Source organism: Neptuniibacter sp. PT8_73, assembly GCF_047778045.1.
GTDB lineage: Bacteria > Pseudomonadota > Gammaproteobacteria > Pseudomonadales > Balneatricaceae > Neptuniibacter.
The window spans coordinates 1,591,951-1,615,632 of the sequence record NZ_CP180545.1 but is presented as its reverse complement, the minus strand read 5'-3'; the positions used below and the strand labels follow the sequence as shown (position 1 = coordinate 1,615,632).

The following is a 23,682-nucleotide window of genomic DNA, read 5'->3' as shown; positions in this document are numbered from 1 at the left end:
ATTTTGGTGCGCCACCATATTCATACAAGCGTTTAATGCACTACTAAAGAACATAGAGAACAGTACTATTTATCATACAAAAAATAGGGTTGTAGTAGCCAATTACTACATGTTTTTGCAGAACACATGTAAGAGATTAAATTTAGAGCTATCTAAATTAGTAGTAGGTGCAAAATAATTATTTTAAAAGACTGTAATTAAAAATATAAATTATTGAATAAAAAATTACTTATTTAGTAAAAATAGATTCAAAAATAAAGAATTTAATTTATGAAGCCTTTTCAGCAAAAGAAAAGTTGTTCTTGCCTTTCGTTTTTACACAATACATCGCCTTATCAGCGAATTGTATTAACTCTTCTGGAACAAGAGCATTATCAGGGTAAAGAGAAATACCTATACTCACACCAATATGGATCTCTTCCTTTCTATCGTACAAGTAACTATTTTTAATACGATCTAAAACTGTTCTAGCAACCAAGCTAGCGTCATTAGGCTGATGAATTTCACTGAGCAATATAATAAATTCATCACCGCCTATTCGTGCGACAGTGTCTGACTCTCTAACGCTACTTTTCAGTCTTTGTGCAGTCTCTATCAATACTTTATCGCCCACATCATGGCCAAAGTTATCATTGACCTCTTTAAAACCATCCAGATCGATAAACAGAACAGCAGCTTGTTGGTTATTTCGCTTGGCTAAATCAAGCACCTTACTCAATCGATCCATGCATAAGCTGCGTGTAGGCAAACCTGTCAGCGTGTCATGGGTAGCATGATATTTAAGCTTACGTTCGTTTTCTTTACGCTCAGTAATATCTTCTTGCAGAGCGACATAATTAACGATCTTGCCTGAGGCCGATGTTATTGGGTGGATTGAAGCGCGCTCCCAATAGAGTTCTCCTGACTTTTTCCTATTTTGGAACTCACCCTGCCACTCTTGCCCATGCTGTAATGTTTCCCAAAGCTCCCTATATTGTTTTATCGGGGTGTTTCCCGATTTTGTCATATTACTTTTGTAACCCACTGATTCTTCTCGACTGTATCCCGTGAGCTCAGTGTATTTTTGATTAACGTACTGAATCATCCCATTTGGATCAGTAATAATGACTGATGCAGGACTATGCTCCACAGCTAACGATAATTTACGCAATTCAGACGCTTGTATCTTTTGCGCTCTGTTTTGCGCCTGAGAAAGGCTAACGGTTAAAGCGGTTAACCAAATCGCAACCACCGCCAGCATTCTATTAGTGATCACCACCCAATCTTGCCCACCTTCTGGGGAGAAATGGTAACCAACATATACCAAGGCAGTCGCAATGATAGCTAAACCAAGCGTGTACTCGCGTCTAGGGAAGAGTTTTCCGGTCAATACAAAGAAGATATAAGGGAGCCCACACGCCACACCAAGTGGTAACAGGAGATCAAGGCTGAACAGCGCCACACCCAAAGATAAGGTAAATAGAACAAGAACCACAGTAACCTTGCTCTCTTCGACAAATGATAATCCCCGACTGATCAAACGATCAGTTTCGACCGTTTGTCTTTTTTTATAGGACAAAGAAAGATGCCACAGAAATAATGAGGCAAATCCTATTGCAACAACAGAGACAGCACCCGCTTGTGAAGCCGCTTGGATAAACGGCCCTCTCATCTCTTTAACGTCAATTTTTGCTACCAGCCCAGCCTCTAGCTTAGGAATCGGTGTATAAGCAGCTAAAACACTAGCCCCTCGATAATCAATGTCTGGTGTCATTCCTGTTCTACCTGCTAAAGCCTGCTTAATCGCGTTTGAACGAGGCTCAGCCACATGGAAACTGCTTATAGGACCATCCGAATTCCTAGGTTTCGTAAGATAGGTAATTTGATACTCATCAAAGCTGCCCAGTAGATACTCGCCACTCTCTCCAAAACCTGGGGACTCTTGGAGAGCGGTGATAACTTGCTTTAAAGTCGCCTCAACAGCACCACCAGGAAAGTCATCATCGTTATATTTAGCATCAAAGTCTGCCACGGAATTGATTAAGCTAGCCTGGGTTTCCACCATATCTGAAAGACTCGACCTCTCCGTATCTCTAGCGTACTGATAGAGCAATCCCATGGAACTGATCATTACAGCGAAGGCCACTGCTGCAAGGAGTAAAGAACGATAGATTAACCATTCTTTAGTGCTTGTTCCGGACCTTAGTGCGAAGGTTTCCCGGGTAGAATGATCTTCCTCTTCTATCTGACTAATTAGCAGAGTTCCCAATACGATGATAAAAAGAGCTATCAGTGCGGCATTGATACTCGCATCAACAAAAGGCTCTTGAACCTCAGCCATATCAATTTTTGCGACGATGCCTATATCCAATACAGGTATAGGCTGGTACGCGGCTAAAACTGTCTGAGACTCATAATCTAGGTCTATTATCGTTCCGGATTGATCATTGAGTGCCCGCCGCATAGGCTCTGCAGCACTGTCATTTATAGGTATTGGCTGAGGTGCTTGATTAAGTTGACGCGAACTCATTAAAAATTCGATATTACCGCCGTTTAATCTTCCGACAACAAATTCGCCTGTTTGGCCAAAACCATTTTTCAATTCAAATGAGCTTCTAACTTGACTCAGGGTTGCCCCAACAGCACCTTCAGGGTGGTCTACGCGGCTGTATAGGGAATCAAACGCAGCTATGGCATTGATCAGACGGGCTTTACTGGAGACAAGAGAGACTAGACGAGACTTCTCAGCCTCAACCGCTGATTTGTACAAGATACCAATAGAAGCAATAGAAGATATCGCTCCGACTAACATCATTATTATAATTATGGACCAGAAGTGCTTTCGCGATTCTCTTTTAAAGACCATTTTAGCAACCGAGTAGAGTTCCCAAATGCTTACATAGACCCCTCACTTCTCACACTATGTAATCAAACAATGGGTATAGATTTACTATAGACGCTAAACCGCTTATTTCTACGGGGTTCAGTATGAACTTAGGGCCTAAAAAAACAGTCATAAAGGCGGCATATGTTCATTTTTTAAACAAAAATTCAAAAATAATGTAGTAATCCAGAAACATACTACGGATCAGACCTGAATTTGGATCTTTAAAAAGATAACAATCGAATCAACACCAGATTTGAAGACTTGAACAGGATTAAGAATCTAAGCTTTCAAACCGTTCTGAATGCAGAGCAGCAATAAAAGATCTTTAGCCTCTTTCCAAACGTAAGAGGATATCTGAAACTACACCAGCCAGCGTTTATGCCTATTTATGGAGCTACAATGATCGACCCAACTGCTACAAATAAAGAACCAGCTATCGATACACTTGATGACCTTGCAGCTCTGGCCAACTATTCACTTTTAGAAACTCTGCATGCTGATCCAGATGCCACGGTAAACGGTATCGACCATTACCCCAGAGAAATCAGCTCGGGTCACTACGTACCCGTTAATCCAACCCCTATCACTGATCCTGAGTACATTGCACATAGCCACACGCTCTTTCAAGAATTAGGTTTTAATGACGCCTTGGCGCAATCAGATGGTTTCACGCGAATGTTCTCTGGCGACCTTACTCAAGTACCAGAACCTTTACGTCGACAAGGCTGGGCCTGCGGCTATGCCCTTTCTATCTACGGAAATGAGTACTATCAACAATGCCCATTTGGCACAGGTAACGGATATGGGGATGGGCGAGCAGTCTCTGTGCTAGAAGGTATCTTCAACAACAAACGTTGGGAGATGCAGCTTAAGGGCGGCGGCCAAACTCCATATTGCCGTGGCGCTGATGGCCGTGCAGTTTTACGCTCAAGTGTGCGTGAGTTTCTAGCGCAAGAACATATGCACGCACTCGGCGTGCCGACATCAAGATCATTGAGTCTTTATGTTTCAAAATCCGAAACAGTCAGACGCCCGTGGTATTCCGAAGGGTCACGCACTCAAGATCCCGACATCATGGTCTATAACCCGGTTGCGATCACAACACGTGTTGCACCATCGTTTATTCGTGTCGGCCAGTTAGAGCTCTTTGGTCGTCGCGCTCGTAAACAAGAGCACCCTAAAGCGCTAGAAGAACTCGAAATGCTGGTTCTTCACTTGATCGACCGCGAATACAGCGACCTAATCGACCATGAGCTAACGCTTCCAGAAAAAGCGCTGGTACTAGCACAAGCTTTCCGTGACCGACTTACTTCATTGGTAAGTAACTGGATTCGAGTTGGTTACTGCCAAGGTAATTTTAATAGCGATAACTGTGCGGCTGGCGGTTTTACCCTAGATTATGGTCCTTACGGCTTTATGGATGAGTTTGATCCACAATTCCAGCCCTGGACCGGTGGCGGGCATCACTTCTCCTTCCTAAATCAGCCTTTAGCCGCCGAACAGAACTTCCATATGTTCTGCGTAGCCTTAGCTCCCCTATTCCAAACTGCTCCTGAAGGGATAGAACAGCTCAGTGAAATCAGAAACGGCTTTGCAGAAGCAATGAACGCTAAAATGGAAGCAATGTGGGCCGCAAAATTAGGCCTACATAAATTTGAGCCAGAACTATTAAAAGAGCTATTAGCCCTAATGACCCAAACACAAGCCGATTACACCCGCTTCTTCCGTGAACTATCCGACCTACCAGAGAGCCTAGAGCCTTTAACAAATAGCTTTTACCAAACGCCATCTAGCAAACTCAGCGAACGCTGGGAAGATTGGCTCAAGCAATGGAACACCGCTGTGGATCAGGCTAATAACTCTCTGAATCGTTCGACAGAAGAGTGTGTTCAGCAGATGAAACTGGTAAACCCTAAATACACCCTGCGTGAGTGGTTCGTGCAACCTGCTTATCAGCAAGCGGCAGAAGGTAATTACGAACTAATCAGAGAACTACAGGAAGTGATGACTCAGCCTTATGCTGAACAATCACAAGAAGTGGAAGATAAATTCTATAGATTAAGACCGGTAGAACTAAATGACCTTGGTGGCTTATCGCATTACAGTTGCTCTTCTTAAAAGCATCACATGCAATGAGTGACCTCTTTTACCTACCTAATTGAGGTCACTAAACGCCTTATCTTTATTCTTAGCAGATAGTTATTACCGTTCTTTTTTCAGCTAGAGCGGTGAGTTCCTTACGAGATAACTTAAGTCCTTTCACCATCATAGAATCAGGTATGTAGGCAAAGCCAACGGGCATCATGAAACTGGGTAATAAGTTTTTCAGATCGGATTTAATCTGAGCAAAGCAGCAATCTGGATTTATCCAGGCATAAGGTCGATAGCCAAATTCAGGACACTCAACAGGAACCACTACTGCTTGAGTAACACCTGCTAACTTGAGTAGTTGCTTCTCAATCATTTCAGGCTGAATATTCTCGCCACCACTAATAAACTGATTATCCTTACGCCCTGTAATCAGCAGCCTGTTACTCTCCCATCGCCCTAAATCACCGGTATTAAAAAAAGACTCGGGCGATCTCAATTGGTTACCAACAAGATAGCCTGCAAATAAACTCTCACCTGCCAGTAAGATTTCACCGTCTTCATCAATCTTTAGCTCGACACTGTCTAGCACTGCCATACCGCCATCATCACCTTCAGTACAAGCCTGTGACGATATTTCGCTCATACCGTAAGTCTTTCTTAACGGCAGGTCAGCACAGGAATGTAATAGTTTCTCTGCGGTTGGGCCTCCGCCAATCAACAACGTTTTTAGCCTTAAATCCTTTGCATTGTCAGTTGATGCTTTGAAACGTTGTAACTGCGTCGCAACCATCGAAGCATGGGTTATACCCATTTTCTGCAGAAATAAGGGATCCTCTACACGACCACCAATTGTAAGAGATGCGCCGGACACTATCGCCCTGAAAAGTACGCTAAATCCACCTATATGGTAGATCGGTAATGAGACATGCCAATGGTCAGACGGGTCGCAATGGTTGATGATCGCTGAAGCTTTAGCACTGGCAATATGGTTAGAGAAACGATGACACACCAGTTTAGGTGTTCCTGTCGATCCCGATGTGAAAATACCATTCACTATGGATGGATCGACAACGCCCTCTTCATGCTCTTCATCTAGTCCCGCTACCCCATGCTGATCGATAAAATACGCATACTGGTTAAGAGCCTTTAACTCATTTAGTTGGCTCTCGCTAAATGCAGGATTGAACGGAACAGCCACCGCGCCTAATTCCATAATGGCACAACTTAAAATGAGCACCTCAAGCGTATTGGCAGCTCTATACAGAACCAGCTGATGCTCTCTTAAACCGAATGAATACAGCTCATCTCTCTTAGATTGAATCAGACGATTAAACATCTTATAAGAATAACGATGGTGCTCATCACCCAGCGTGCTGCCATTGCCGTAGTGCTTTTCGAGGAGCGTTTCTAGCATAGCTTCGCAATCTCTTTGCAATCTGCCATCGGGACAGTTTGTTCTCTAAGCGTTATTTTTGCGGGCTGTAGATCTTTCTCTAGATATTTCAGGGTATCCAACCCTTGCTCCTCGGTTAATTCCAGATCCTGAGCCAGTGAATGATAGAACTCCAATGAGACATTGCTTTCAAAGCTACTGGAAAGCACACAGACTATTCCATTTTCACGAGCCAATTCAGCTAGCTCGATCGTCCGCTGTAAACCACAAAGCATTGGTTTTAAAACCCAAGCTTTGGCAGTAAAGAATATTTCTGGAACAGGCTTTTGCGGATCTAGCTCGCGGAGAGATTCATCAAAAGCGATAGGCAACCCGTTAGGCTGGTAATGGTCGAAGCACTTAAGCGGCTCTTCCACATAATCGATTTGTGACGTATTGAGTGCTTGCTGGAGAGTTTCTAGCTCTTCTATCTTCCAAGTCCGGTTGGCATCAATTCGCAACTTTTGATGAGGTAGCAAATGAGCTAAAACAGACTTTAAAGACAAAACATCATTCTCGATTGATTGATGCCCTGCTTTAGTTTTTATTCGATGGCATTCGGAGTTCTTATCCATAAGCGAACAGGAACGAACAGCTGTAGAACGCAAAGGATACTCAAGTTGATACCACGCAGCTTCAATTGCAAATCGCACACTTGGGTATAAGTGATTTGGACTAGCAGAAGCGGAAAAATCACTCGAATTAAGCGCCAATAACTGCTGCTTACATTGTTCTAGGGTTTCATTTGAAAAAACCGGTAAGGGTGCAATCTCTGTATAAATACTCTGATCGTCAAACAACCAGTGGAGTAGCAAACCCTGTCTAGTTTTGAGTGTTTTCCGCTTACCACCCACATTAAAAACAAAGGGAGAAGTAAACGGAATTTCATACTCAAGAAGCCTGACCTTAGGGATCATGGCTGACGTTTAAATCGCTTAAAGTCAGGTGGGCGCTTTTCATTGTAGGCATTACGACCTTCCTGCCCTTCCTCAGTCATATAAAACAACATAGTAGCGTTACCGGCTAGCTCCTGAAGACCTGCTTGCCCGTCGATTCCAGCGTTGAAAGCACTCTTTAACGTTCTCAATGCCATCGGAGAAAGTCTAAGCACCTTTCGGCACCACTCAACCGTGGTTAATTCTAGATTTTCTAAAGGTACGACCTTGTTGACTAGGCCCATATCTAGTGCTTCTTTTGCATCGTACTGATCACATAAGAACCAGATCTCACGGGCTTTTTTCTGCCCTACGATACTCGCCATATAACTGGCACCAAAACCGCCGTCGAAAGACCCTACTTTAGGGCCTGTTTGACCAAATCGAGCATTCTCCGCAGCTACCGTCATATCACACACCAGATGTAATACATGACCACCACCAATGGCATAACCCGCTACCATCGCGATAACTGGCTTAGGTAAGCTTCGGATCATCTTCTGAAGATCCAGAACATTCAAATGATGAACACCAGACTCATCTTCGTAGCCCGTATCACCTCGAACTCGCTGATCCCCGCCTGAACAAAAAGCCATATCTCCCTGACCAGTCAGAATAACTACACCAACCTGATCGTCATAACGTGCATCATTGACTGCCGCAATCATCTCTTTAACTGTTTGTGGACGAAAGGCATTACGTACTTCAGGACGATTAATGGTGATCTTAGCGATACCCTCAGCTTTGTGATAAAGGATATCTGTAAATTGCTGCCCGCAATCAACCCAATCTGCGCCCTTCTGGATACTGCTGTCTGCAGGGTTACTCATGAATAAAGCCCGTTAAAAAATTAGATAAAATCCTACTCACACTACAGGCCTGATCACTATGACAATTATGGCCTGCATCTGAGATAACATGATGAACGATATTAGCATGCTGTTGAGCGAGCTGTTTTGCTAATTCGGTGTATTTTTTATCATGCTCTCCTGTGAGATAAGTAATAGGGTGATCCCCAAGCGAGGACGTCATATCCTGCTGATTAGCCACAGATAGAGTCAGCAATAAGTTTCCTAACGCAGATGGATCAGCCTTATGCCGTTGATAGATCTGTTCCGCAGTATCTTTTTCCCTGCCATTAAACACCGCTTGCTGATACCACTGCTCCAGGGTGTGCTTAAGATCCTGCTGACTAAACCGCTGCAGCCAAACTAAATCACTGTCTAGCCGCGCTTTGTCGCCGGGGAGACCCGGGTGACCTCCCTCAAATAATGCACCACAAATTGAACCAGGATTATCCCTCAACCAATGCATCCCAATACGTGCACCCAGAGAATACGCCAATAAAAACACCGGTTGTTTAAAATCGGGGAGCTGCTGCCACAACCAACGGCTATAACTTTCAATATCTGTTACATGCTCTGGAAATGTCAAAGGCAAAGAGAGATAAACAACATTCAGTTTCTGGCTATCAGGGAGAAGATCTATGACGGGTTTCCAGTCATCCTGCCCTCCCATAAAGCCATGGAGGCAGAGTATAACGGGGGAGCTTTCAGCTAATATCTGGCCTTGGCAATAAGGATGGTTGATCAGCATCTAATGATTAGCCTGTCGAATCAGAAGCTGCGCCATGGATTCTTGAAAACGCATAGAGTGCTTTTATCTGCTGACTACTCTCAGTGGGAGGCAGTTGTAACTCGATCATTGCCACTCCATTCTGTTTGAGTAATTCAGTAAGCTTCTGTTTAAATTGCTCTTCGGTGCTGGATGAATAATGAGGAATATCAAAACTCCTAGCGATATTGCCAAACTCCAAACCATGCGGCAGCTGGAAAAAGTCCCGCTGGACATCACCTAAATTTGCCGCAGGTAGCATGTTAAATATGCTACCGCCATCATTATTCAGCACAATCAATATAAGCGGATAGTCACTGGTATGACGGCGTGCGATCATCAAACTGTTTAGATCATGCAGCAACGAGGTATCACCTAACAAAACTACCATAGGCCTCTCTCGCCCCTGCTGTACACCGCAAGCCGTGGCCAACAGCCCATCAATCCCACTCGCCCCTCGGTTACTGAAAACAGGGAAATTTCGATTAGACTGCAGATCTATCAAGCGAATGCTTAAGCTATTACCGACAAAGAGATCTACGCTACCATCCAGAACATCACATAGAGTCTGCGCAGCATTCAGTTCACCGAATGAGAGTGAGCTCACAAAGGTTCGTGCTTTCTCCAGTATTTGGCCACTCTTTTCTAAGAGTTGAGCATGATCTGATTTTTCGATGACTGCGCCCCGACAATACTCATCTATATCGATGCAAAGCTGAGTGGCCGTCTTAGATGGATCAAGTGCAAACGCCTGTGGTGATACCAAAATGTAGTTTTCAAATTCACTTACAGACAGCCAATTCAACAAGCGCTTGCCGACAAGCCGCCCACCAAACTGAATCACAGAGCCATATTCAGCAAGTAGATCAGGCTGAGCTTCAAGCATCAGTTCAACACTTTGAATAACCAATCGATGCTTCTGCAAATTACTGTTTATGTCAGCAAGAATTGGGGTATCAAACCGTTCCGCCAATGCCAAAACATGCTGTGCTTGCGAAGAGGTTAAATCACCTGCGACAAGAAGCGTTTTTCTACTGGGCTGGATAGACTCGGCCTCAAAAGTTGAGGAGATAGATGGCCTCGCATGATCAACATCCTGAAGGTGTTTTTCGATATCTAACAGATGTTCAGTACCAGTTGGATAAAGCGGCTCCCTAAATGCGCAATTGATCTGCACAGGGCCTGACGTACAGGCTTTCTGGTAGGCCCTGACAATGGAACTCAGGTTTTCTGTAATCTCTGCTTCACTATCTAACGCATCAATCTGACAAAATTCGACAACATTATCAGCAAAGATTCCTTTCTGATTAATCGCCTGATTCGCGCCACAATTTAGCAACTCTTCAGGCCTATCAGCAGAGAGCACTATCAACGGCTGCGATGTTTGAAATGCTTCGATAACTGCAGGATATAAATTGGCAACCGCAGTCCCAGATGTAGTAATCACGATGACTGGCTTTGACCGCGCTTTTACAAGACCTAGTGCGAAAAAACCTAAACCTCGCTCATCAAGATGCGTGTGTAATCTCAGCTGTCCTTGCTCCCCTTTATTGGCTTTAAAACGGGAACGTTTCGCAGCCGCAATAACTAAAGGTGCACTTCTAGAGCCCGGCGCTATACAGATGTCCTCAACGCCCAACTGAACCAACTGTTCTAGAACAGCTGCGGCCCATAGATTTGTCAGATTAGTGTTGTGCTGTGCCATAAACCACATCAAGAAGAGAGTTAATTTTCGAATCCAGCTCCTGCCATTCCGATTCAGAATCGGAGCCCTCTACCAATCCCACACCAGAAAAACAGTGTAAACGGTTATTCTCCAGTAGCGCAGATCGGATTACGACTGCAAAATCAACCAACTCCCTCTCATCACTATAACTGACGATTCCAATCCCCCCGCTATACCAACCACGCACTAGGGGCTCATTTGAAGACAAGAAATTCAAGGCGACATTTCTTGGATAACCCGATACAGCAGGTGTCGGGTGAAGCAGATTTATCAGTTCAGCATCATCAATTTTACAGTTAAGTTCAGCGGTCACCTTTTGGTAAAGGTGCTGAACCTTTTCCAATTTCATAACTTGAGTAGGTTCAAAATCAACCTTGTTACAAACACCTTTAAGCTGCAGCTGTATAAATTGGCTGACCAACCCATGTTCATTCTGAAACTGAGAGCCATTGAATAACTTTTGAGCCAACAGTTCATCACCCGCTAAATCGTCTCCTCGCCCAACCGTTCCAGCTAATGACTCGGTACTAAGTTGCTGCCCTTCTCTTTTATAAAGTCGCTCAGGTGAACACCCTAAAAGATACTTATCGCCTCTTTGCAGCATAAACGAATACGTTTCTGGATTTACCGCCAACCAACGATTCAATAATTGGTGAACATTCATTGAATCATTGATAGAGAGAACGAGATCTCTTGCGAGAACAACTTTTTCAATAGACTGCTGAACAATCTCACTCTGAACCTGATCACAGAGGTCACGCCAATGATCTTTATCGATATTTGAGCACTTTTGATACTGCTGATCTACCCCAGAAACTTCTGGTATGGCCTGATCCCAATCCAATGCAAGTAACAGCCTGATCAGATCATTTTTTGCAGTATCCCATTCAGCCTCGCCGCCACACGGCAGGTGAATATGTAGATGACATTCACCTTGAGTTTCACTCAAACAGATCTGCGGCAAAACAAAATAACTGGAAGGAAAACCTTGCCAGATATCACTCTCATCTTCTTCAGCGAATGAAAATCCGCCAAAGAACCAAGGGAGATACGCTTTTTCAGATTGGCTAAAGATCCGAGATGATAAATTTCTAACTTCAGCAATCGCTTCTGCTGATGAGTCTGTGATTACCTCCACCGCAACGCCAAGGCCTGCAAGCACACGATCCTGATCTCGCTCACGCCAATACATTTGCTGGTGAGAGGTATTGTTGGAAAGAAAGGCAATCAAATCCTGTCGATCGACAGAAACCGAAGCGTGGTATATACGATTAGAAATATAAGATAGGAGGTTAACCTGCTTACACAATGTTGCAACAAAGTCAGGTTGATCCGAAAAATCGATAAGAGATTCTGCAGGCTTTACGAGTGTTTGCAAAATATCCTTGGCCTAAAAAGAAATGAATGATCACATTATTCAAAACATAATACCGAATACAAATATGACCACAACAGAGCAGCTGATCTAATGTGCTAAGAAACCCATGTTTCTTTACATTATCTGCTCTGTATCAAACCATGATGTCTCTGAGATGTGACGCCCTTGCTCATAAATAACGGTAAACAGAGTAGCAGATAAGCTCTACAGATTGAGAACTGATAATTTTGAAGAATAGATAGGATCAAGCTTATGGCTTTCCTTAACTAAATTAACCTGCATATTTGTAAAAGCGATCTCTTTTATCGTCGGTTCGATAGTTTTGTTTTGCTCGGTCTCAAACCAATCAAGAACGGTAGAAAGGTGCCATAAAGAAGAACTACCTGCATAAACAGGGACAGGAAAGGTGTAGCCATGATTCATTACCAGCTTTCTAATATTTTGCCGAGATACCCCTATGATTTCAGCAATATCCGAAACCCCGACCATATCAGGTGTCGCCTCAAATAGCTGAGCGTTTGGAATCACAGACTTCACATCTTCTATCGCGGTGATCACAGCCTCAGAAGCACTTTTCGCTTCTCGGGTGAATTGTAAAGCGATACGCCCACTATGACCTAACCCAATTAATGCATCATCGCACCCTGCTTCACCTAATTGCTCAACATAAGTACTAGGGTCAATGTCAGCGTCTGGCAATGCAAACTTCAAGGTAAATTCATAATCACGCATGCTTTTATTCCTCATCACATGCTTTTTTCACAGCACAGTTATCAACGACTCGTTTGATCTGCTTAGCATGGTTTTGCGGGCTTTTTGGGGTGCTCCAAATACTAACGATACAAAACTCACCACAACGACATTCTTTGTCATTATAAGGACAGTAAATTTTACCCCAAGCGTGGCTTCCACCAACGTCAATACGCCAACCATTCTTTTCCGCATAAACTAATGCGGCTTCCACTTCTTTTTTGGAGTGTTTCTTACGAGACATCCCTGTCTCTCCGTATGCTAAGTTTAGAAATGCACTATCAAGTTGTCAAACGACAACCGATTTAAAATAATAATCGCTCTACAAGCACATACCTTTCAATCACAGGGTTAGGCATTCACGTGATATCTTTATCTTAGCGTGCCATTAATAATGATTTTTTTAATTTGCTGCTCATCCATATTTTCAGCAAATAAGAGTGCTACCTGATCTTCTATGACAGATGAAGTAAATACGATTACTGATTTTTTTAGGCCAATAGCCCAGTAACCGATTCCCTGTTTGATAGGAAATGTTCTTATCTCGTAAGCCGATACTTCAGTGTCAATAATGTGCTTTTTAGATTGTTGCAGCTCGGATTTGTAGCCCTCAGGTTCAGGACCAGCGTTTTGTATTCCTAAGAGGTACTTTGGCCAAGTGCGCATATCAACGCCTTGGAATCCAAGAGCTATATCGGTGAGCATTTCCATCGAAAGATTAGAACCATCATCGAAGATGATCACTAACCCATCCAAAACTGCAATTTTTGCATTGGTAAGCTCGTCTAACGGAATATTGATCTTACCGACAGCACCGGTCTTAAAAGCGGTTGAAGGGCCGTAATCGACCTTTAAGATAGGGTATTCTTTAGCGCCTGAATAGGCCAGATTAGAACTAAATAGCAAACAACTAATTAGTGTTAGGCGTAAAATCCTTTTTAATTCACACATCTTCCATCCTTGAAATTTTCTCTATCTAAATCGTGTAAGTAACACGATTTCAGCCCACTTTACCTATCAGGGTCTTGAAAAACCATAGTTAACATATTGTTTAAAAAGTAGTGGAGGCAACTAGAGGCGAAGGCTTCCTTATTCCGCCTCAACCAATTCCTGACGCCAAGTGCAGCTACCACCAGCTTTCTTATCAAGCATGTTTAAGAAAGCTTCGTGCTCGGTAAGCTCTTCATCAGACAACGTAACTAAAGGTAAGCCTTGTAGTGCATCTGCATGTCTTCTGATTTGCCCTGCATCACCACCCGCCTCATCATCCGACAACGACAAAGAAGTTTGGCCACCTGTCATCAACAGGTAAACATCGGCAAGAATCTCGGCATCCAACAAGGCGCCGTGTAACTCACGATGGGAGTTATCAATACCTAAACGGCGGCATAAGGCGTCGAGGTTGTTCTTCTGACCCGGGAATTTATCTTTGGCGATTCTGAGGGAGTCGGTGACTTTACAGAGCTCATCGGTGCTCTTCCAACCCGAACCCAACATACCGAATTCATGATCCATGAACCCAACGTCGAAGGGTGCGTTGTGTGCAATCATCTCTGATCCGTCGAGAAACTCGGCAAACTCCTGAGCGATTTCAGCAAATTTCGGGCAGTCTTTAACCTGCTCATCCGTGATACCGTGGACCGCAATTGCTTCTGGATCAATCGGCATTTCTGGGTTGATGTAGACGTGAAAGGTTTTGCCGGTCAGCTTACGGTTGATTACCTCAACACAGCCTATCTCAATAATCCGATGCCCTTGGAAATGCGGACCACTTTCTTGGTTCATACCTGTGGTTTCAGTATCCAGAATCACCAGACGATTCGACATAAATAAGGCCTCTTAATCACTAACTACAATGGCGCGAGTATAACAGAGTATTTTTCTGTAAACAGGTGATCTCGCTATATCAGACTATGTAAAAATACTTGGCCGTTTTATTAGCTGTAAAGAAGATTAAATCCCCTGACGCACGCGGAACTCCAAGACCATATAAAACTCGTTTACCTTAGTCATTCATAAGAACAAGGTTTGACGCATGCTTAAATACCTGCCAATGCGCTTCCACAGCTCTAACCTCTTCCATAATCCACTGGGTGAAAGCCATCACTTTTGGCCGTTCAAAATTAACTTCGGGCGCAACCAAATAGTTGGTATAGGGTGAATTCCAATAGCACGTCAACGGGCAGACTAAATGACCACGTTCAATATACTCATACGCTAGGCTATACCGAATCGGTGCCACCCCCTGACCATTCAATGCTGCATCCACCTGTAGCCCAGAATCCAACAACTGCAAAACCACCTGATTTTCACCGCCCATTTCCCGCATAAACCCTGCATTAACCTGTTTAAGTTCGGGTGAGTCATCAATCAACAAGGGCAAATTGCCAAGGTTCAGATCAGCTCCATCCTTTGTCTGTAAAAGATCAGGGTGGCAGACCGAAACGATATAATCCTCTGTTAGAACTTTCTCCATCAGCTGCGTTTTTCCCCCTTCCGCAAAACGAATCGCCAGATCCTGACTATCATCCGAGAAATCATGTAGATCACAGGAAGTAGACACTAAGCAATTGAACTCCGGATAGGCCTGCTGAAATGAACCAAGCCTAGGTATCAACCACCGCGCAGCAAACGAAGGTAGAGAAGTGATCTTAAGCTGATTAGGTGAAGGATCGACTGAAAGCGCACGACTCCCCTCCTCAATCGCCTTGAACGCCTGCTGGATATATGGCAGCAAAGCAGCGCCATCAGGAGATAAACGCACCTCACGATTCAGACGAATAAACAGAGGCTTTGCAAAGTAGTCTTCCAACAAACGTATCTGCTGGCTGATCGCAGCCTGCGTCACAAACAACTTTTCCGCCGCCACTTTAAAACTGCCATGCTCAGCAGCCAACAAAAAAACACGCAACGCTTTAAGAGGAGGTAAACGATCCATATCACTTAAGTTTTAGTTAACTGAAAAGAAATTTATATCGTTTGTCACTATAGCAACCCAAGACCAATAATACCTACAAATTAAGCCTAAACGGAGGATACACAGATGAGCATTCAAGTATGCGAAAACTACCAGCCATCAAAAGAGATAAGAAATAGTTATCCTCTTCCTACAATGAATTGGCATAAATTGGCGTGTATTCTCAAACAGTGGCAACAGAACTATCGCACTCGAAAAGCGCTGCTCAAGTTAAATGATGGGCAATTGAAGGATATAGGCTTAAGCCGCGAACAAGCTCACAAAGAAGCGAGTAAGCCTTTTTGGATTGGGTAGTAAAAAACAGTAACTGATTCCCCAAATAGGAACTGCGGTTCCTATTTGAGGTTAAGTAAAACTCATGCTGGGAATGAGAGGAATTGCCCCTATATTGCTACAGATGATTTCAAAATAATTTCAGGTTAATTAATCACCTCTTTCCTCGTATTTTCTGGTAAAGTGCGCCTCCCTGTAACAGCTCCTAAAATCCGCTGTACACCTTCTAATTTTTTACCCTCAGGACACTCCCTTGATATCCTCTGCGAACATTACAATGCAGTTTGGCGCTGAGCCTTTGTTTGAAAATATTTCGGCTAAATTCGGTAACGGTAATCGCTATGGTTTGATTGGCGCAAACGGCTGCGGCAAATCGACTTTCATGAAGATTCTCAGCGGTGATCTTGTGCCGACATCAGGCAACGTGTCTATCACGCCGGGTGAGAAGATGGGTGTGCTGAGTCAGGATCAGTTTGCCTTTGAAGAGTACACAGTGATTGATGCGGTAATCATGGGTGATACTGAGCTTTGGAAGGTAAAGCAGGAGCGTGATCGTATCTACGCACTGCCAGAGATGTCCGAAGAAGATGGGATGAAGGTAGGTCACCTAGAAAGTGAATTTGCAGAGATGGATGGTTACACCGCGGAAAGTCGTGCCGGTGACATTCTACTGGAAGCCGGTATTGCCGAAGAATATCATTTTGGTTTGATGAGTCAGGTAGCACCGGGTTGGAAACTGCGTGTTCTATTAGCACAGGCGCTGTTTGCCAACCCAGATATTCTGTTGCTGGACGAACCAACCAACAACTTGGATATCCATACGATAAGCTGGCTTGAGTCGGTATTAAACCAGCGTAAGTGCACTATGATTATCATCTCACACGACCGTCATTTCCTTAATGCGGTTTGTACCCATATGGCGGATATCGATTACGGTGAGCTAAGAATCTATCCGGGCAACTATGATTACTTCCTAGAAGCATCCTCGTTGATCCGTGAGCAGCTGTTAACTGAAAATGCGAAAAAGAGTGCTGAACTGGATGAACTACAAGCGTTTGTAAATCGCTTTTCTGCCAATGCTTCTAAAGCAAAACAGGCAAGTTCGCGTGCTAAGAAGATGGAGAAGATCGAGCTAGATGAAGTTAAAACCTCTAGCCGGCAGATCCCTTCCATCACCTTAAAGCAGGATAAAAAACTGCATCGTCAGGCGCTGATTCTGGAAGATGTCGGCCACGGTTTTGAAGACAACAAACTATTCGAAAACGGTAATTTGATTCTGGAAGCAGGTGCTAAGCTTGCCGTTATCGGCGAGAACGGTGCCGGTAAAACAACCTTCTTGCGCTGCCTAGTGGACGAGCTACAAGCGAATGAAGGTACGATCAAATGGTCTGAAAATGCGGTTATTGGGTATTGCCCGCAGGATAGCAGTGCTGATTTTGATTCTGATCTGACCCTATTTGAGTGGATGTCCCAATGGCGCACACCTAAGCATGATGACCTGAAAGTCCGTGCCATGTTAGGCCGCCTTCTCTTTACGGCTGACGACTTTAATAAGAAAGCAAGAGTCTGTTCTGGTGGTGAGAAAAACCGCTTGCTGTTCGGCAAAATGATGATGATGGATTTAAACGTCCTAATCATGGATGAGCCAACCAACCACATGGATATGGAAGCGATCGAAGCGTTAAACAATGCTTTGCTTGGCTTTGACGGCACGCTGATCTTTGTCAGTCATGACCGTGCATTTGTATCCTCATTGGCAACGCATATTATCGAAATTAAAGATCAGCAGATGATCAACTTCCACGGCACTTTCGATGAGTATATGGATAGCCAAAAGATAGCTGCTGAAGTTGCTTAAAAACAGTAATAGATACCAATAAAAAAGGGCCTGATATGAATCAGGCCCTTTTTCGTTTTATGCTCTTGAACCAATTACAGTTAAACAACCTGCCCTGCTGCAAATCCAGATGCCCACGCCCACTGGAAGTTATGACCGCCCAGATGACCGGTTACATCGAGACACTCACCAATAAAGAATAGGCCCGGTGCTTTTTTAGCTTCCATAGTTTTCTGGTTGATCTCGTTGGTATCGATGCCACCCAGTGTAACTTCCGCTGTGCGGTAGCCTTCGGTGCCAGAAGGTTTGATCTTCCACTCACGAAAAGCACTGTTGATCGCATCCAGATCTTTATTAGATTGGTTACCCATGATGCCGCTAAAGCCGAATAGCTGGCAGAGGATCTGAGCCATACGCTTGCTCATCTGCTGCGCCATGATGGTAGTAATTTCCGCTTTTGGACGCGCTTCGCGTTGCTCTTTTAACCATGCAAGCAGATCAAACTCAGGGAACAGGTCTATCTCAACTTCGCCACCCGGTTGCCAGTAGGAGGATATCTGCAAAATAGCAGGACCACTTAAGCCACGATGGGTAAAGAGCATACTTTCGACAAAGCTGGTTTTACCGATCGTCGCTTTTACCTTGTGAGATACACCTGAGAGCTCTTTCAGAACCTCTTTCTCTTTTGGCTGTAGGGTAAAAGGCACTAACGCTGCTGTTTTCGGTAGTACTTTTAGATCGAACTGTTCAGCAATATCGTAGGCAAAGCTGGTAGCTCCGCCATTGGGAATCGATAAGCCACCGGTAGCAATTACCACGGATTCAGCTTTGATCGGACCAGATGAGGTTTGCAGTAAATACCCCTCTTCCTGCTTTTCGATACCGTTGACGCTCAGCTCGGTACGGATCTCATTACCCGCCCACTCTGATTCGGTCATCAAGACCCGAAGAATCTCTTTACTGGATTCATTACAGAACAGTTGGCCGAGTGTTTTTTCGTGATATTCCACACCATGACGATCAACTAGATCGATAAAGTCCTGCGCTTTATAACGACTGAGAGCAGATTTACAAAAATGAGGATTCTGCGAAAGGAAGTTAGCGGGACCGTTATGAATATTGGTGAAGTTACAACGTCCACCACCGGACATTAGGATTTTACGGCCAACTTTTTTGGTGTGTTCGATAACAAGAACAGAGCGTCCTCGATAACCAGCAGTAGCGGCACACATCAGGCCTGAAGCTCCGGCTCCGATAATTACTACATCGTACTGTGTCACACGCTTTCTCCGCTGGTTTGAAAGCGCGCTATCTTACCACAAGCTATTATTTTTCAGGTTTGTTTTTATGACTGCCGTCGCAGAGTGGCTGTGTTTTTGTTTGCTTGCACATACAAAGCCAAACCTCACCATCCTCTTCGGCTTCAAAGACAACGGGATCTATCCCTGTGCCTTGATGTGAGCCATCACAAAACGGTTGATCACCCGAGCGACCACAAGCACACCACGCATAAGTCTGCCCCGCATCTAGGTGAATTTTGACTGGGGCATCAGCTGCCCTATGAACGGGTGAATGAGACATCGTTATGCTCCTCTACTGAATATTCCGCCGTCCTTAGCAGCATTTAGGGCTATCGCTATATTCAGTAAACGTAGAAGAGCAATTTCAAATGATCAAATTTAGAACAATACAATTATTAATGCTGAAGCGCTTGATCAAGCTGATTAAGATTATTTGATAGCCAATGTGCAAGATCAGTTTTCAGCGGTTTGGTCGCTGTATCAACCAGCCATAAACCCAATTGTGGCTTGAGCTTTTTACTTTTCGGTTTTATCTGTAATGCCTCGCCACATTGCTCTTCGACTGGCAAGTAAGTGGCTTGTGCTAGAGGTTGAAGTTTTGTGTTGTCGAGACAAACAGCGACAACATCATACTCAAGCAATGTCTCATCTAACTTAAGAGCATAATCACTGATCTGTTTTTGCAGTGCCATTTGGTTTGAACGAATAGTCAGTGCATGCTCCGGCCAGATACGCTGAAATTCACGAGCAACGATCTGGCTCATTACACGCAGGTTATCAGGCGCTAACCAAAAGTACGTACTCTGCTCGAGATCTTGAGCACTTAAACTTACTTGCGCGCCGCCCGGTAGAATTTCTTGCGCTGCATCTACATTGATAACACGCACATTTGTCGCTCTTAGATGCTTAAACAAAGCGTATTCCGGCCAAATTGACTCAATCGATACTACAGCAGTTACAGGGCCTTGTTTTGAGATAGCCGCGTCACTTTTATGTTTTAGCCAGTTGTTAATTCGAGACACCGGTAAACGTTTTGGTGGCAGATAAATCGCCTCAACATCCGTACCCTCAAGAAGGGCTTGGTTAATGCCTTGGATGATAGGCATTGCTGAAACAACACGTTGGGACTCTACTTTATTTGCAGCAACAGAATAGCCCGACAACGCCAGCATTAAAGCAATCAAAATCAGCTTAATTTTCATAACAGGAACTCTAAGCAAAACTACGAATACGATTAGTAATAACAGCCAACACAAATCCCAAACTAGCCAATAACACAATGGCAGCCCCGGATGGTACGGGTAGCTCTAAGGCCATAGGTAAGATGATTCCGGCCAAACAACAGATGGTTGAAAGCAGGATATTGGTCCAGAAGAACTGTCTGATATTTCGGGTTACTAAACGAGCGGTTGTTGCTGGGATCAACAACATCGCCCCTACAAGAATGGCTCCGGCAATTTTTACAGCCGCAACCGTAATCAAAGCGATTAGCACGACGAAAGCGTAATCGAACAAACGCGTGTTAATACCATTCACTTGTGCCAGCTCTGGGTTCAGCGAAGCTAGCAAAGCCTGATTACCGAAACAAACTGTTAGTAATAGACAGATTGCACCAATCACCGCGAGTATGAATAAGTCCTGATCCTGTACGGTCAGTATCGAGCCGAACAACACATTCTCTAGAATATGAACATTCACCTTACGCGCCACATAAAGCAGCAAGGCTGCGCCCATTGCGATAGCCACAGCAAGGAAAACACCAACAAGCGCATCATAAGGGACTTGGGTACGGCTTTTGATCCAATGCAGCAACAAGGCAAAGATCAGGCAAAAACTAAACAACGAAGCATAAGGATGCGCAGCAGGCTCACCTAACAAGATACCAATCGCGATACCGGTTAGCGCAGCGTGCCCTACAGCCTCTGAGAAAAAAGCCAAGCGTTTGATCACTACCAAGCTGCCCATGCCCCCAAGAAGAGGACCGATAATGAGCGCAGCGACTAAGGCATTTATCAAAAAGCCATATTCAAAGATGCTTGGCAGCGTGCCTTGAGCCTGCATTTCAAAGGCCCATTTTCGTAAAGCTTCCATCAGGCTACCGCCTCCATCTCTCTCTTTGAGGACGAATCAAACGAAGCCCCAACGATGCCAAGATCGACTTCACTTGGAAGCCCCATATCGACTAAGCCACCATTAATCAGCAATACGTTATCGGCATGTTCTCTGACAAATCCCATATCATGATGAACAACGACCAAGGTTTTACCTTGCTCTCGAAGATTGAGCATCAAGTCGGTAATCAGTGCTTGCCCTTCTGCATCTAAACCTGTCATAGGTTCATCTAGGAACCAAAGGTCTGATGAACGGCTTAGTGCTTGAGCAAACATCAAACGCTGCCTTTCACCACCGGATAACTGTCCAAGTTGCAGTTCTGCTTTACCCTGCAGACCAACGGTTTCTAATAATTCTAGAACCGTATTTTGAGTTTCCTTTTGACGACGAAAAAACACCGGTTTGCGGCTTAAACCAGCACAGAGGAAGTCTGAAATTGTTACAGGTAAAACTTGATCAAATCGAGGCTGTTGCGGGATGTAGGCAGGATTTTGCGCTTTATTAGCCCAAGCGCGTTTTATTTCGCCTTGATGGGGAGTTAAACCTAACATGGATTTTAGCAACGAGGTTTTACCTGCACCGTTAGGTCCAACCAGCAGGTGCATTTTTCCAGCACTTAATTCAGCCGACAGTGGCGATAAGATCTGACTGCCTGCAATACTCAGGCTTACATTATCCAACTTAATTGAAGGCCCCATTATGCGGCTCCTTCATCGGCCAATGCACTTTTAAGCGCCTTAACTAAAGTTTTTAAGTTGTGCTCCATCTCACGATAAACAAGTTCAGCATCGTACTCGCCGAATGTCAGATGTGAGAAATGGTACAGCCCTATCCCCGTTGCTTTTTCTACCGTCTCCACATAGCGATAATCCATGTTTAGCTCGGTAAAGAGCACTTGTACTTGAGCATCACGAATACGGTCGATTGTGCCTTGAAGCTGACTCGCACTTGGCTCTACTCCATGGGCTGGCTCGATCACTGTGTCTATACCAATACCAAATTCCTGCAAAAAGTACCCATATGCGTTATGAGTACTCGCAATGCGAATACCACTCAGATCTAAGCCGTTGAGCGCTTGGGTATATTGGTTCTTAAGCTTTCTAAGTTTGCGCGCATATTGCACCGCATTTTTCTTATAGAACTTGGCATTATCTGGGTCTAATTCACCAAGGTTTTTAGCAATGGTATAGACCTGACGGATAGCCGCACTGATCGACACAAAAGTGTGAGGGTTCCAGGCGCCAACGGTATTTTCGGCAGCTAATAGAGGTACATCCTGATTAGCCAGAATCACCTTAATCTTTTTACGCTGCTTACCGTTTTGAGCTTCCAACGCTTCAAGTGCTCTAAACGCAAATTCATCATGCCCAATGCCATTCACCACCAAGGCATCCATGGTCATTAAACGTTTAAGATCGGCTGGTTGAAGCTCATAACTATGCGGATTAAAACCGGCATCAACCAAAGGAACAATCTCCGCTCTATCATTAACGATATTAGAAACGTAGGCGTAGTATGGGTGTAGCGTGATACCAACCTTCAATGGCTCCGCCATCAACGCACTGGAAAACAAAAATATAGAAAATGTAATTAAACGCTTAATCATGAGTGGAAGCCGTTTCCCAGTTTGTTAACTGATCGCAATTTGGAGTATTTACAGCGGTTTGTCGCCAATAGATCTCGGAATGATCATTGTGTATTTTCAAGACAAACTCGCGGGAGCCTTCTTTGGAGGAGCGACCGAAATAGCAAACAGAATCGAGAAGGTTCCACGAGTAGGCAGCGAAAGTACCGTTACTGTCAGCAAACGGTGGCAGCTCTTGTTCGATCAGTTCTGAAACCGCAGGAAGACTGCCATCATCGGATAGAAACATAATCTCATCGGCAGCATTTCTTAAAGCTGTCAAAACCGCCTTGCCCTCAACATCAAGCTCAAGATGTTTTTGCGGCGCTAAACTCGGAGCCTGATTATTCTGCAAAACATAGCTTGCGATAGAAAGAATGATCACGATACTGCCGATAAGCCAGTAACTCTCAATACGGCCGTTATCGGGCCTGACAACCTCTACCGTTCCGTCTTCTTCCAGTGCTGAGGTTTTAAAGCTCGCCATAATCAACCTCTACCGGAAACTCATGCCCTGAATCGAACTGAATATAGAACTCACCTTCAGGTTGTTTGAAGCGAACTTGAGAGAACTTATCGGCTTTTTTAGACACCAGTAAGGTCTCATCGTAGTCATAGAGCTTAACCGGTTTACCCACCGCTTTAGTGCCATCACTAAAACCGACATGACATAGAATTTCAGCCGATTCTTGCTTGCAAGTCATAACCGGGTAATGCGCAAGTGCAGATGCACTTGCGCTCATTAATATCCCTATTAATCCGTATT

General features: G+C 44.3%; 23 protein-coding genes. 3 read left to right on the top strand and 20 right to left on the bottom strand.

What is annotated here, in order from left to right:
• Window positions 1-268: 268 nt before the first annotated feature.
• On the bottom strand, window positions 269-2,794 hold the full coding sequence (locus tag ACMXYN_RS07205) for a diguanylate cyclase domain-containing protein (protein WP_415894150.1): 2,526 nt from the start codon (window positions 2,792-2,794) through the stop codon (window positions 269-271).
• Between the two features lie 471 nt (window positions 2,795-3,265).
• Here ACMXYN_RS07205 and ACMXYN_RS07200 point away from each other — a divergent pair, with 471 nt between their 5' ends.
• Window positions 3,266-4,984, top strand: coding sequence for a protein adenylyltransferase SelO (locus ACMXYN_RS07200; RefSeq protein WP_415894149.1), 1,719 nt, complete (start codon window positions 3,266-3,268; stop codon window positions 4,982-4,984).
• 70 nt (window positions 4,985-5,054) lie between these two features.
• Here the strand turns inward: ACMXYN_RS07200 and ACMXYN_RS07195 are convergent, their stop codons facing one another.
• The 11 genes from ACMXYN_RS07195 to ACMXYN_RS07145 all read right to left on the bottom strand — a co-directional run bounded on the left by ACMXYN_RS07195 (window position 5,055) and on the right by ACMXYN_RS07145 (window position 15,730).
• Window positions 5,055-6,371, bottom strand: a complete 1,317-nt coding sequence (locus tag ACMXYN_RS07195; RefSeq protein WP_415894148.1) for an AMP-binding protein — start codon at window positions 6,369-6,371, stop codon at window positions 5,055-5,057.
• Entirely contained in the window at window positions 6,365-7,306 is a 942-nt protein-coding gene (locus tag ACMXYN_RS07190) for an enolase C-terminal domain-like protein (protein WP_415894147.1), read from the bottom strand. Before ACMXYN_RS07190 ends, ACMXYN_RS07195 begins: the two co-directional genes overlap by 7 nt.
• Window positions 7,303-8,154 (bottom strand): 1,4-dihydroxy-2-naphthoyl-CoA synthase, encoded by an 852-nt coding sequence (menB, locus tag ACMXYN_RS07185; protein WP_415894146.1) that lies wholly within the window; start codon window positions 8,152-8,154, stop codon window positions 7,303-7,305. Before menB ends, ACMXYN_RS07190 begins: the two co-directional genes overlap by 4 nt.
• Window positions 8,147-8,920, bottom strand: a complete 774-nt coding sequence (locus ACMXYN_RS07180; RefSeq protein ID WP_415894145.1) for an alpha/beta fold hydrolase — start codon at window positions 8,918-8,920, stop codon at window positions 8,147-8,149. The genes menB and ACMXYN_RS07180 overlap by 8 nt, the downstream gene beginning before the upstream one ends.
• Window positions 8,921-8,927: 7 nt before the next feature.
• On the bottom strand, window positions 8,928-10,643 hold the full coding sequence (menD, locus tag ACMXYN_RS07175) for a 2-succinyl-5-enolpyruvyl-6-hydroxy-3-cyclohexene-1-carboxylic-acid synthase (RefSeq protein WP_415894144.1): 1,716 nt from the start codon (window positions 10,641-10,643) through the stop codon (window positions 8,928-8,930).
• Window positions 10,624-12,042 (bottom strand): isochorismate synthase, encoded by a 1,419-nt coding sequence (locus ACMXYN_RS07170; RefSeq protein ID WP_415894143.1) that lies wholly within the window; start codon window positions 12,040-12,042, stop codon window positions 10,624-10,626. The genes menD and ACMXYN_RS07170 overlap by 20 nt, the downstream gene beginning before the upstream one ends.
• A 204-nt stretch (window positions 12,043-12,246) precedes the next feature.
• Entirely contained in the window at window positions 12,247-12,774 is a 528-nt protein-coding gene (locus ACMXYN_RS07165) for a helix-turn-helix transcriptional regulator (RefSeq protein WP_415894142.1), read from the bottom strand.
• A gap of 4 nt (window positions 12,775-12,778) precedes the next feature.
• Window positions 12,779-13,036, bottom strand: a complete 258-nt coding sequence (locus ACMXYN_RS07160; protein WP_415894141.1) for a hypothetical protein — start codon at window positions 13,034-13,036, stop codon at window positions 12,779-12,781.
• Window positions 13,037-13,164: 128 nt separating this feature from the next.
• On the bottom strand, window positions 13,165-13,743 hold the full coding sequence (locus ACMXYN_RS07155; RefSeq protein ID WP_415894140.1) for a hypothetical protein: 579 nt from the start codon (window positions 13,741-13,743) through the stop codon (window positions 13,165-13,167).
• 138 nt (window positions 13,744-13,881) lie between these two features.
• A complete protein-coding gene (dnaQ, locus tag ACMXYN_RS07150) occupies window positions 13,882-14,619 on the bottom strand; it encodes a DNA polymerase III subunit epsilon (protein ID WP_415894139.1) in 738 nt (245 codons plus the stop codon).
• Between the two features lie 178 nt (window positions 14,620-14,797).
• Window positions 14,798-15,730, bottom strand: coding sequence for a LysR substrate-binding domain-containing protein (locus ACMXYN_RS07145; protein WP_415894138.1), 933 nt, complete (start codon window positions 15,728-15,730; stop codon window positions 14,798-14,800).
• A gap of 105 nt (window positions 15,731-15,835) precedes the next feature.
• On the opposite strand from ACMXYN_RS07145, the gene ACMXYN_RS07140 reads away from it, so the two are divergent.
• Window positions 15,836-16,063, top strand: a complete 228-nt coding sequence (locus ACMXYN_RS07140; protein WP_415894137.1) for a DUF1127 domain-containing protein — start codon at window positions 15,836-15,838, stop codon at window positions 16,061-16,063.
• Between the two features lie 232 nt (window positions 16,064-16,295).
• Window positions 16,296-17,900 carry an ABC-F family ATPase gene (locus ACMXYN_RS07135; protein ID WP_415894136.1) on the top strand — a complete coding sequence of 535 codons (1,605 nt, stop codon included), beginning with the start codon at window positions 16,296-16,298 and terminating at the stop codon, window positions 17,898-17,900.
• Between the two features lie 80 nt (window positions 17,901-17,980).
• On the opposite strand, the gene ACMXYN_RS07130 is transcribed toward ACMXYN_RS07135, so the two are convergent.
• The 8 genes from ACMXYN_RS07130 to ACMXYN_RS07095 all read right to left on the bottom strand — a co-directional run bounded on the left by ACMXYN_RS07130 (window position 17,981) and on the right by ACMXYN_RS07095 (window position 23,659).
• Window positions 17,981-19,111 (bottom strand): NAD(P)/FAD-dependent oxidoreductase, encoded by a 1,131-nt coding sequence (locus tag ACMXYN_RS07130; protein WP_415894475.1) that lies wholly within the window; start codon window positions 19,109-19,111, stop codon window positions 17,981-17,983.
• Between the two features lie 94 nt (window positions 19,112-19,205).
• A complete protein-coding gene (locus ACMXYN_RS07125; RefSeq protein WP_415891120.1) occupies window positions 19,206-19,460 on the bottom strand; it encodes a CDGSH iron-sulfur domain-containing protein in 255 nt (84 codons plus the stop codon).
• Between the two features lie 115 nt (window positions 19,461-19,575).
• Window positions 19,576-20,382 (bottom strand): hypothetical protein, encoded by an 807-nt coding sequence (locus ACMXYN_RS07120; protein WP_415894135.1) that lies wholly within the window; start codon window positions 20,380-20,382, stop codon window positions 19,576-19,578.
• Between the two features lie 10 nt (window positions 20,383-20,392).
• Window positions 20,393-21,271 carry a metal ABC transporter permease gene (locus ACMXYN_RS07115; protein WP_415894134.1) on the bottom strand — a complete coding sequence of 293 codons (879 nt, stop codon included), beginning with the start codon at window positions 21,269-21,271 and terminating at the stop codon, window positions 20,393-20,395.
• On the bottom strand, window positions 21,271-21,990 hold the full coding sequence (locus tag ACMXYN_RS07110) for a metal ABC transporter ATP-binding protein (RefSeq protein WP_415894133.1): 720 nt from the start codon (window positions 21,988-21,990) through the stop codon (window positions 21,271-21,273). The genes ACMXYN_RS07115 and ACMXYN_RS07110 overlap by 1 nt, the downstream gene beginning before the upstream one ends.
• Entirely contained in the window at window positions 21,990-22,898 is a 909-nt protein-coding gene (locus ACMXYN_RS07105; RefSeq protein ID WP_415894132.1) for a metal ABC transporter solute-binding protein, Zn/Mn family, read from the bottom strand. The genes ACMXYN_RS07110 and ACMXYN_RS07105 overlap by 1 nt, the downstream gene beginning before the upstream one ends.
• Window positions 22,891-23,403, bottom strand: coding sequence for a DUF6162 family protein (locus tag ACMXYN_RS07100; RefSeq protein ID WP_415894131.1), 513 nt, complete (start codon window positions 23,401-23,403; stop codon window positions 22,891-22,893). Before ACMXYN_RS07100 ends, ACMXYN_RS07105 begins: the two co-directional genes overlap by 8 nt.
• The gene (locus ACMXYN_RS07095; protein WP_415894130.1) at window positions 23,390-23,659 is read right to left on the bottom strand and encodes a hypothetical protein; all 270 of its coding nucleotides are present in this window, start codon (window positions 23,657-23,659) and stop codon (window positions 23,390-23,392) included. The genes ACMXYN_RS07100 and ACMXYN_RS07095 overlap by 14 nt, the downstream gene beginning before the upstream one ends.
• Window positions 23,660-23,682 lie beyond the last annotated feature (23 nt).

Coding starts and splice junctions, on each gene's coding strand:
- ACMXYN_RS07205 (WP_415894150.1), bottom strand. CDS start 2,794: ATGATGTTAGTCGGAGCGATATCTTCTATTGCTTCTATTGGTATCTTG.
- ACMXYN_RS07200 (WP_415894149.1), top strand. CDS start 3,266: ATGATCGACCCAACTGCTACAAATAAAGAACCAGCTATCGATACACTT.
- ACMXYN_RS07195 (WP_415894148.1), bottom strand. CDS start 6,371: ATGCTAGAAACGCTCCTCGAAAAGCACTACGGCAATGGCAGCACGCTG.
- ACMXYN_RS07190 (WP_415894147.1), bottom strand. CDS start 7,306: ATGATCCCTAAGGTCAGGCTTCTTGAGTATGAAATTCCGTTTACTTCT.
- menB (WP_415894146.1), bottom strand. CDS start 8,154: ATGAGTAACCCTGCAGACAGCAGTATCCAGAAGGGCGCAGATTGGGTT.
- ACMXYN_RS07180 (WP_415894145.1), bottom strand. CDS start 8,920: ATGCTGATCAACCATCCTTATTGCCAAGGCCAGATATTAGCTGAAAGC.
- menD (WP_415894144.1), bottom strand. CDS start 10,643: ATGGCACAGCACAACACTAATCTGACAAATCTATGGGCCGCAGCTGTT.
- ACMXYN_RS07165 (WP_415894142.1), bottom strand. CDS start 12,774: ATGCGTGATTATGAATTTACCTTGAAGTTTGCATTGCCAGACGCTGAC.
- ACMXYN_RS07160 (WP_415894141.1), bottom strand. CDS start 13,036: ATGTCTCGTAAGAAACACTCCAAAAAAGAAGTGGAAGCCGCATTAGTT.
- ACMXYN_RS07155 (WP_415894140.1), bottom strand. CDS start 13,743: ATGTGTGAATTAAAAAGGATTTTACGCCTAACACTAATTAGTTGTTTG.
- dnaQ (WP_415894139.1), bottom strand. CDS start 14,619: ATGTCGAATCGTCTGGTGATTCTGGATACTGAAACCACAGGTATGAAC.
- ACMXYN_RS07145 (WP_415894138.1), bottom strand. CDS start 15,730: ATGGATCGTTTACCTCCTCTTAAAGCGTTGCGTGTTTTTTTGTTGGCT.
- ACMXYN_RS07140 (WP_415894137.1), top strand. CDS start 15,836: ATGAGCATTCAAGTATGCGAAAACTACCAGCCATCAAAAGAGATAAGA.
- ACMXYN_RS07130 (WP_415894475.1), bottom strand. CDS start 19,111: ATGTGTGCCGCTACTGCTGGTTATCGAGGACGCTCTGTTCTTGTTATC.
- ACMXYN_RS07125 (WP_415891120.1), bottom strand. CDS start 19,460: ATGTCTCATTCACCCGTTCATAGGGCAGCTGATGCCCCAGTCAAAATT.
- ACMXYN_RS07120 (WP_415894135.1), bottom strand. CDS start 20,382: ATGAAAATTAAGCTGATTTTGATTGCTTTAATGCTGGCGTTGTCGGGC.
- ACMXYN_RS07115 (WP_415894134.1), bottom strand. CDS start 21,271: ATGGAAGCTTTACGAAAATGGGCCTTTGAAATGCAGGCTCAAGGCACG.
- ACMXYN_RS07110 (WP_415894133.1), bottom strand. CDS start 21,990: ATGGGGCCTTCAATTAAGTTGGATAATGTAAGCCTGAGTATTGCAGGC.
- ACMXYN_RS07105 (WP_415894132.1), bottom strand. CDS start 22,898: ATGATTAAGCGTTTAATTACATTTTCTATATTTTTGTTTTCCAGTGCG.
- ACMXYN_RS07100 (WP_415894131.1), bottom strand. CDS start 23,403: ATGGCGAGCTTTAAAACCTCAGCACTGGAAGAAGACGGAACGGTAGAG.
- ACMXYN_RS07095 (WP_415894130.1), bottom strand. CDS start 23,659: ATGAGCGCAAGTGCATCTGCACTTGCGCATTACCCGGTTATGACTTGC.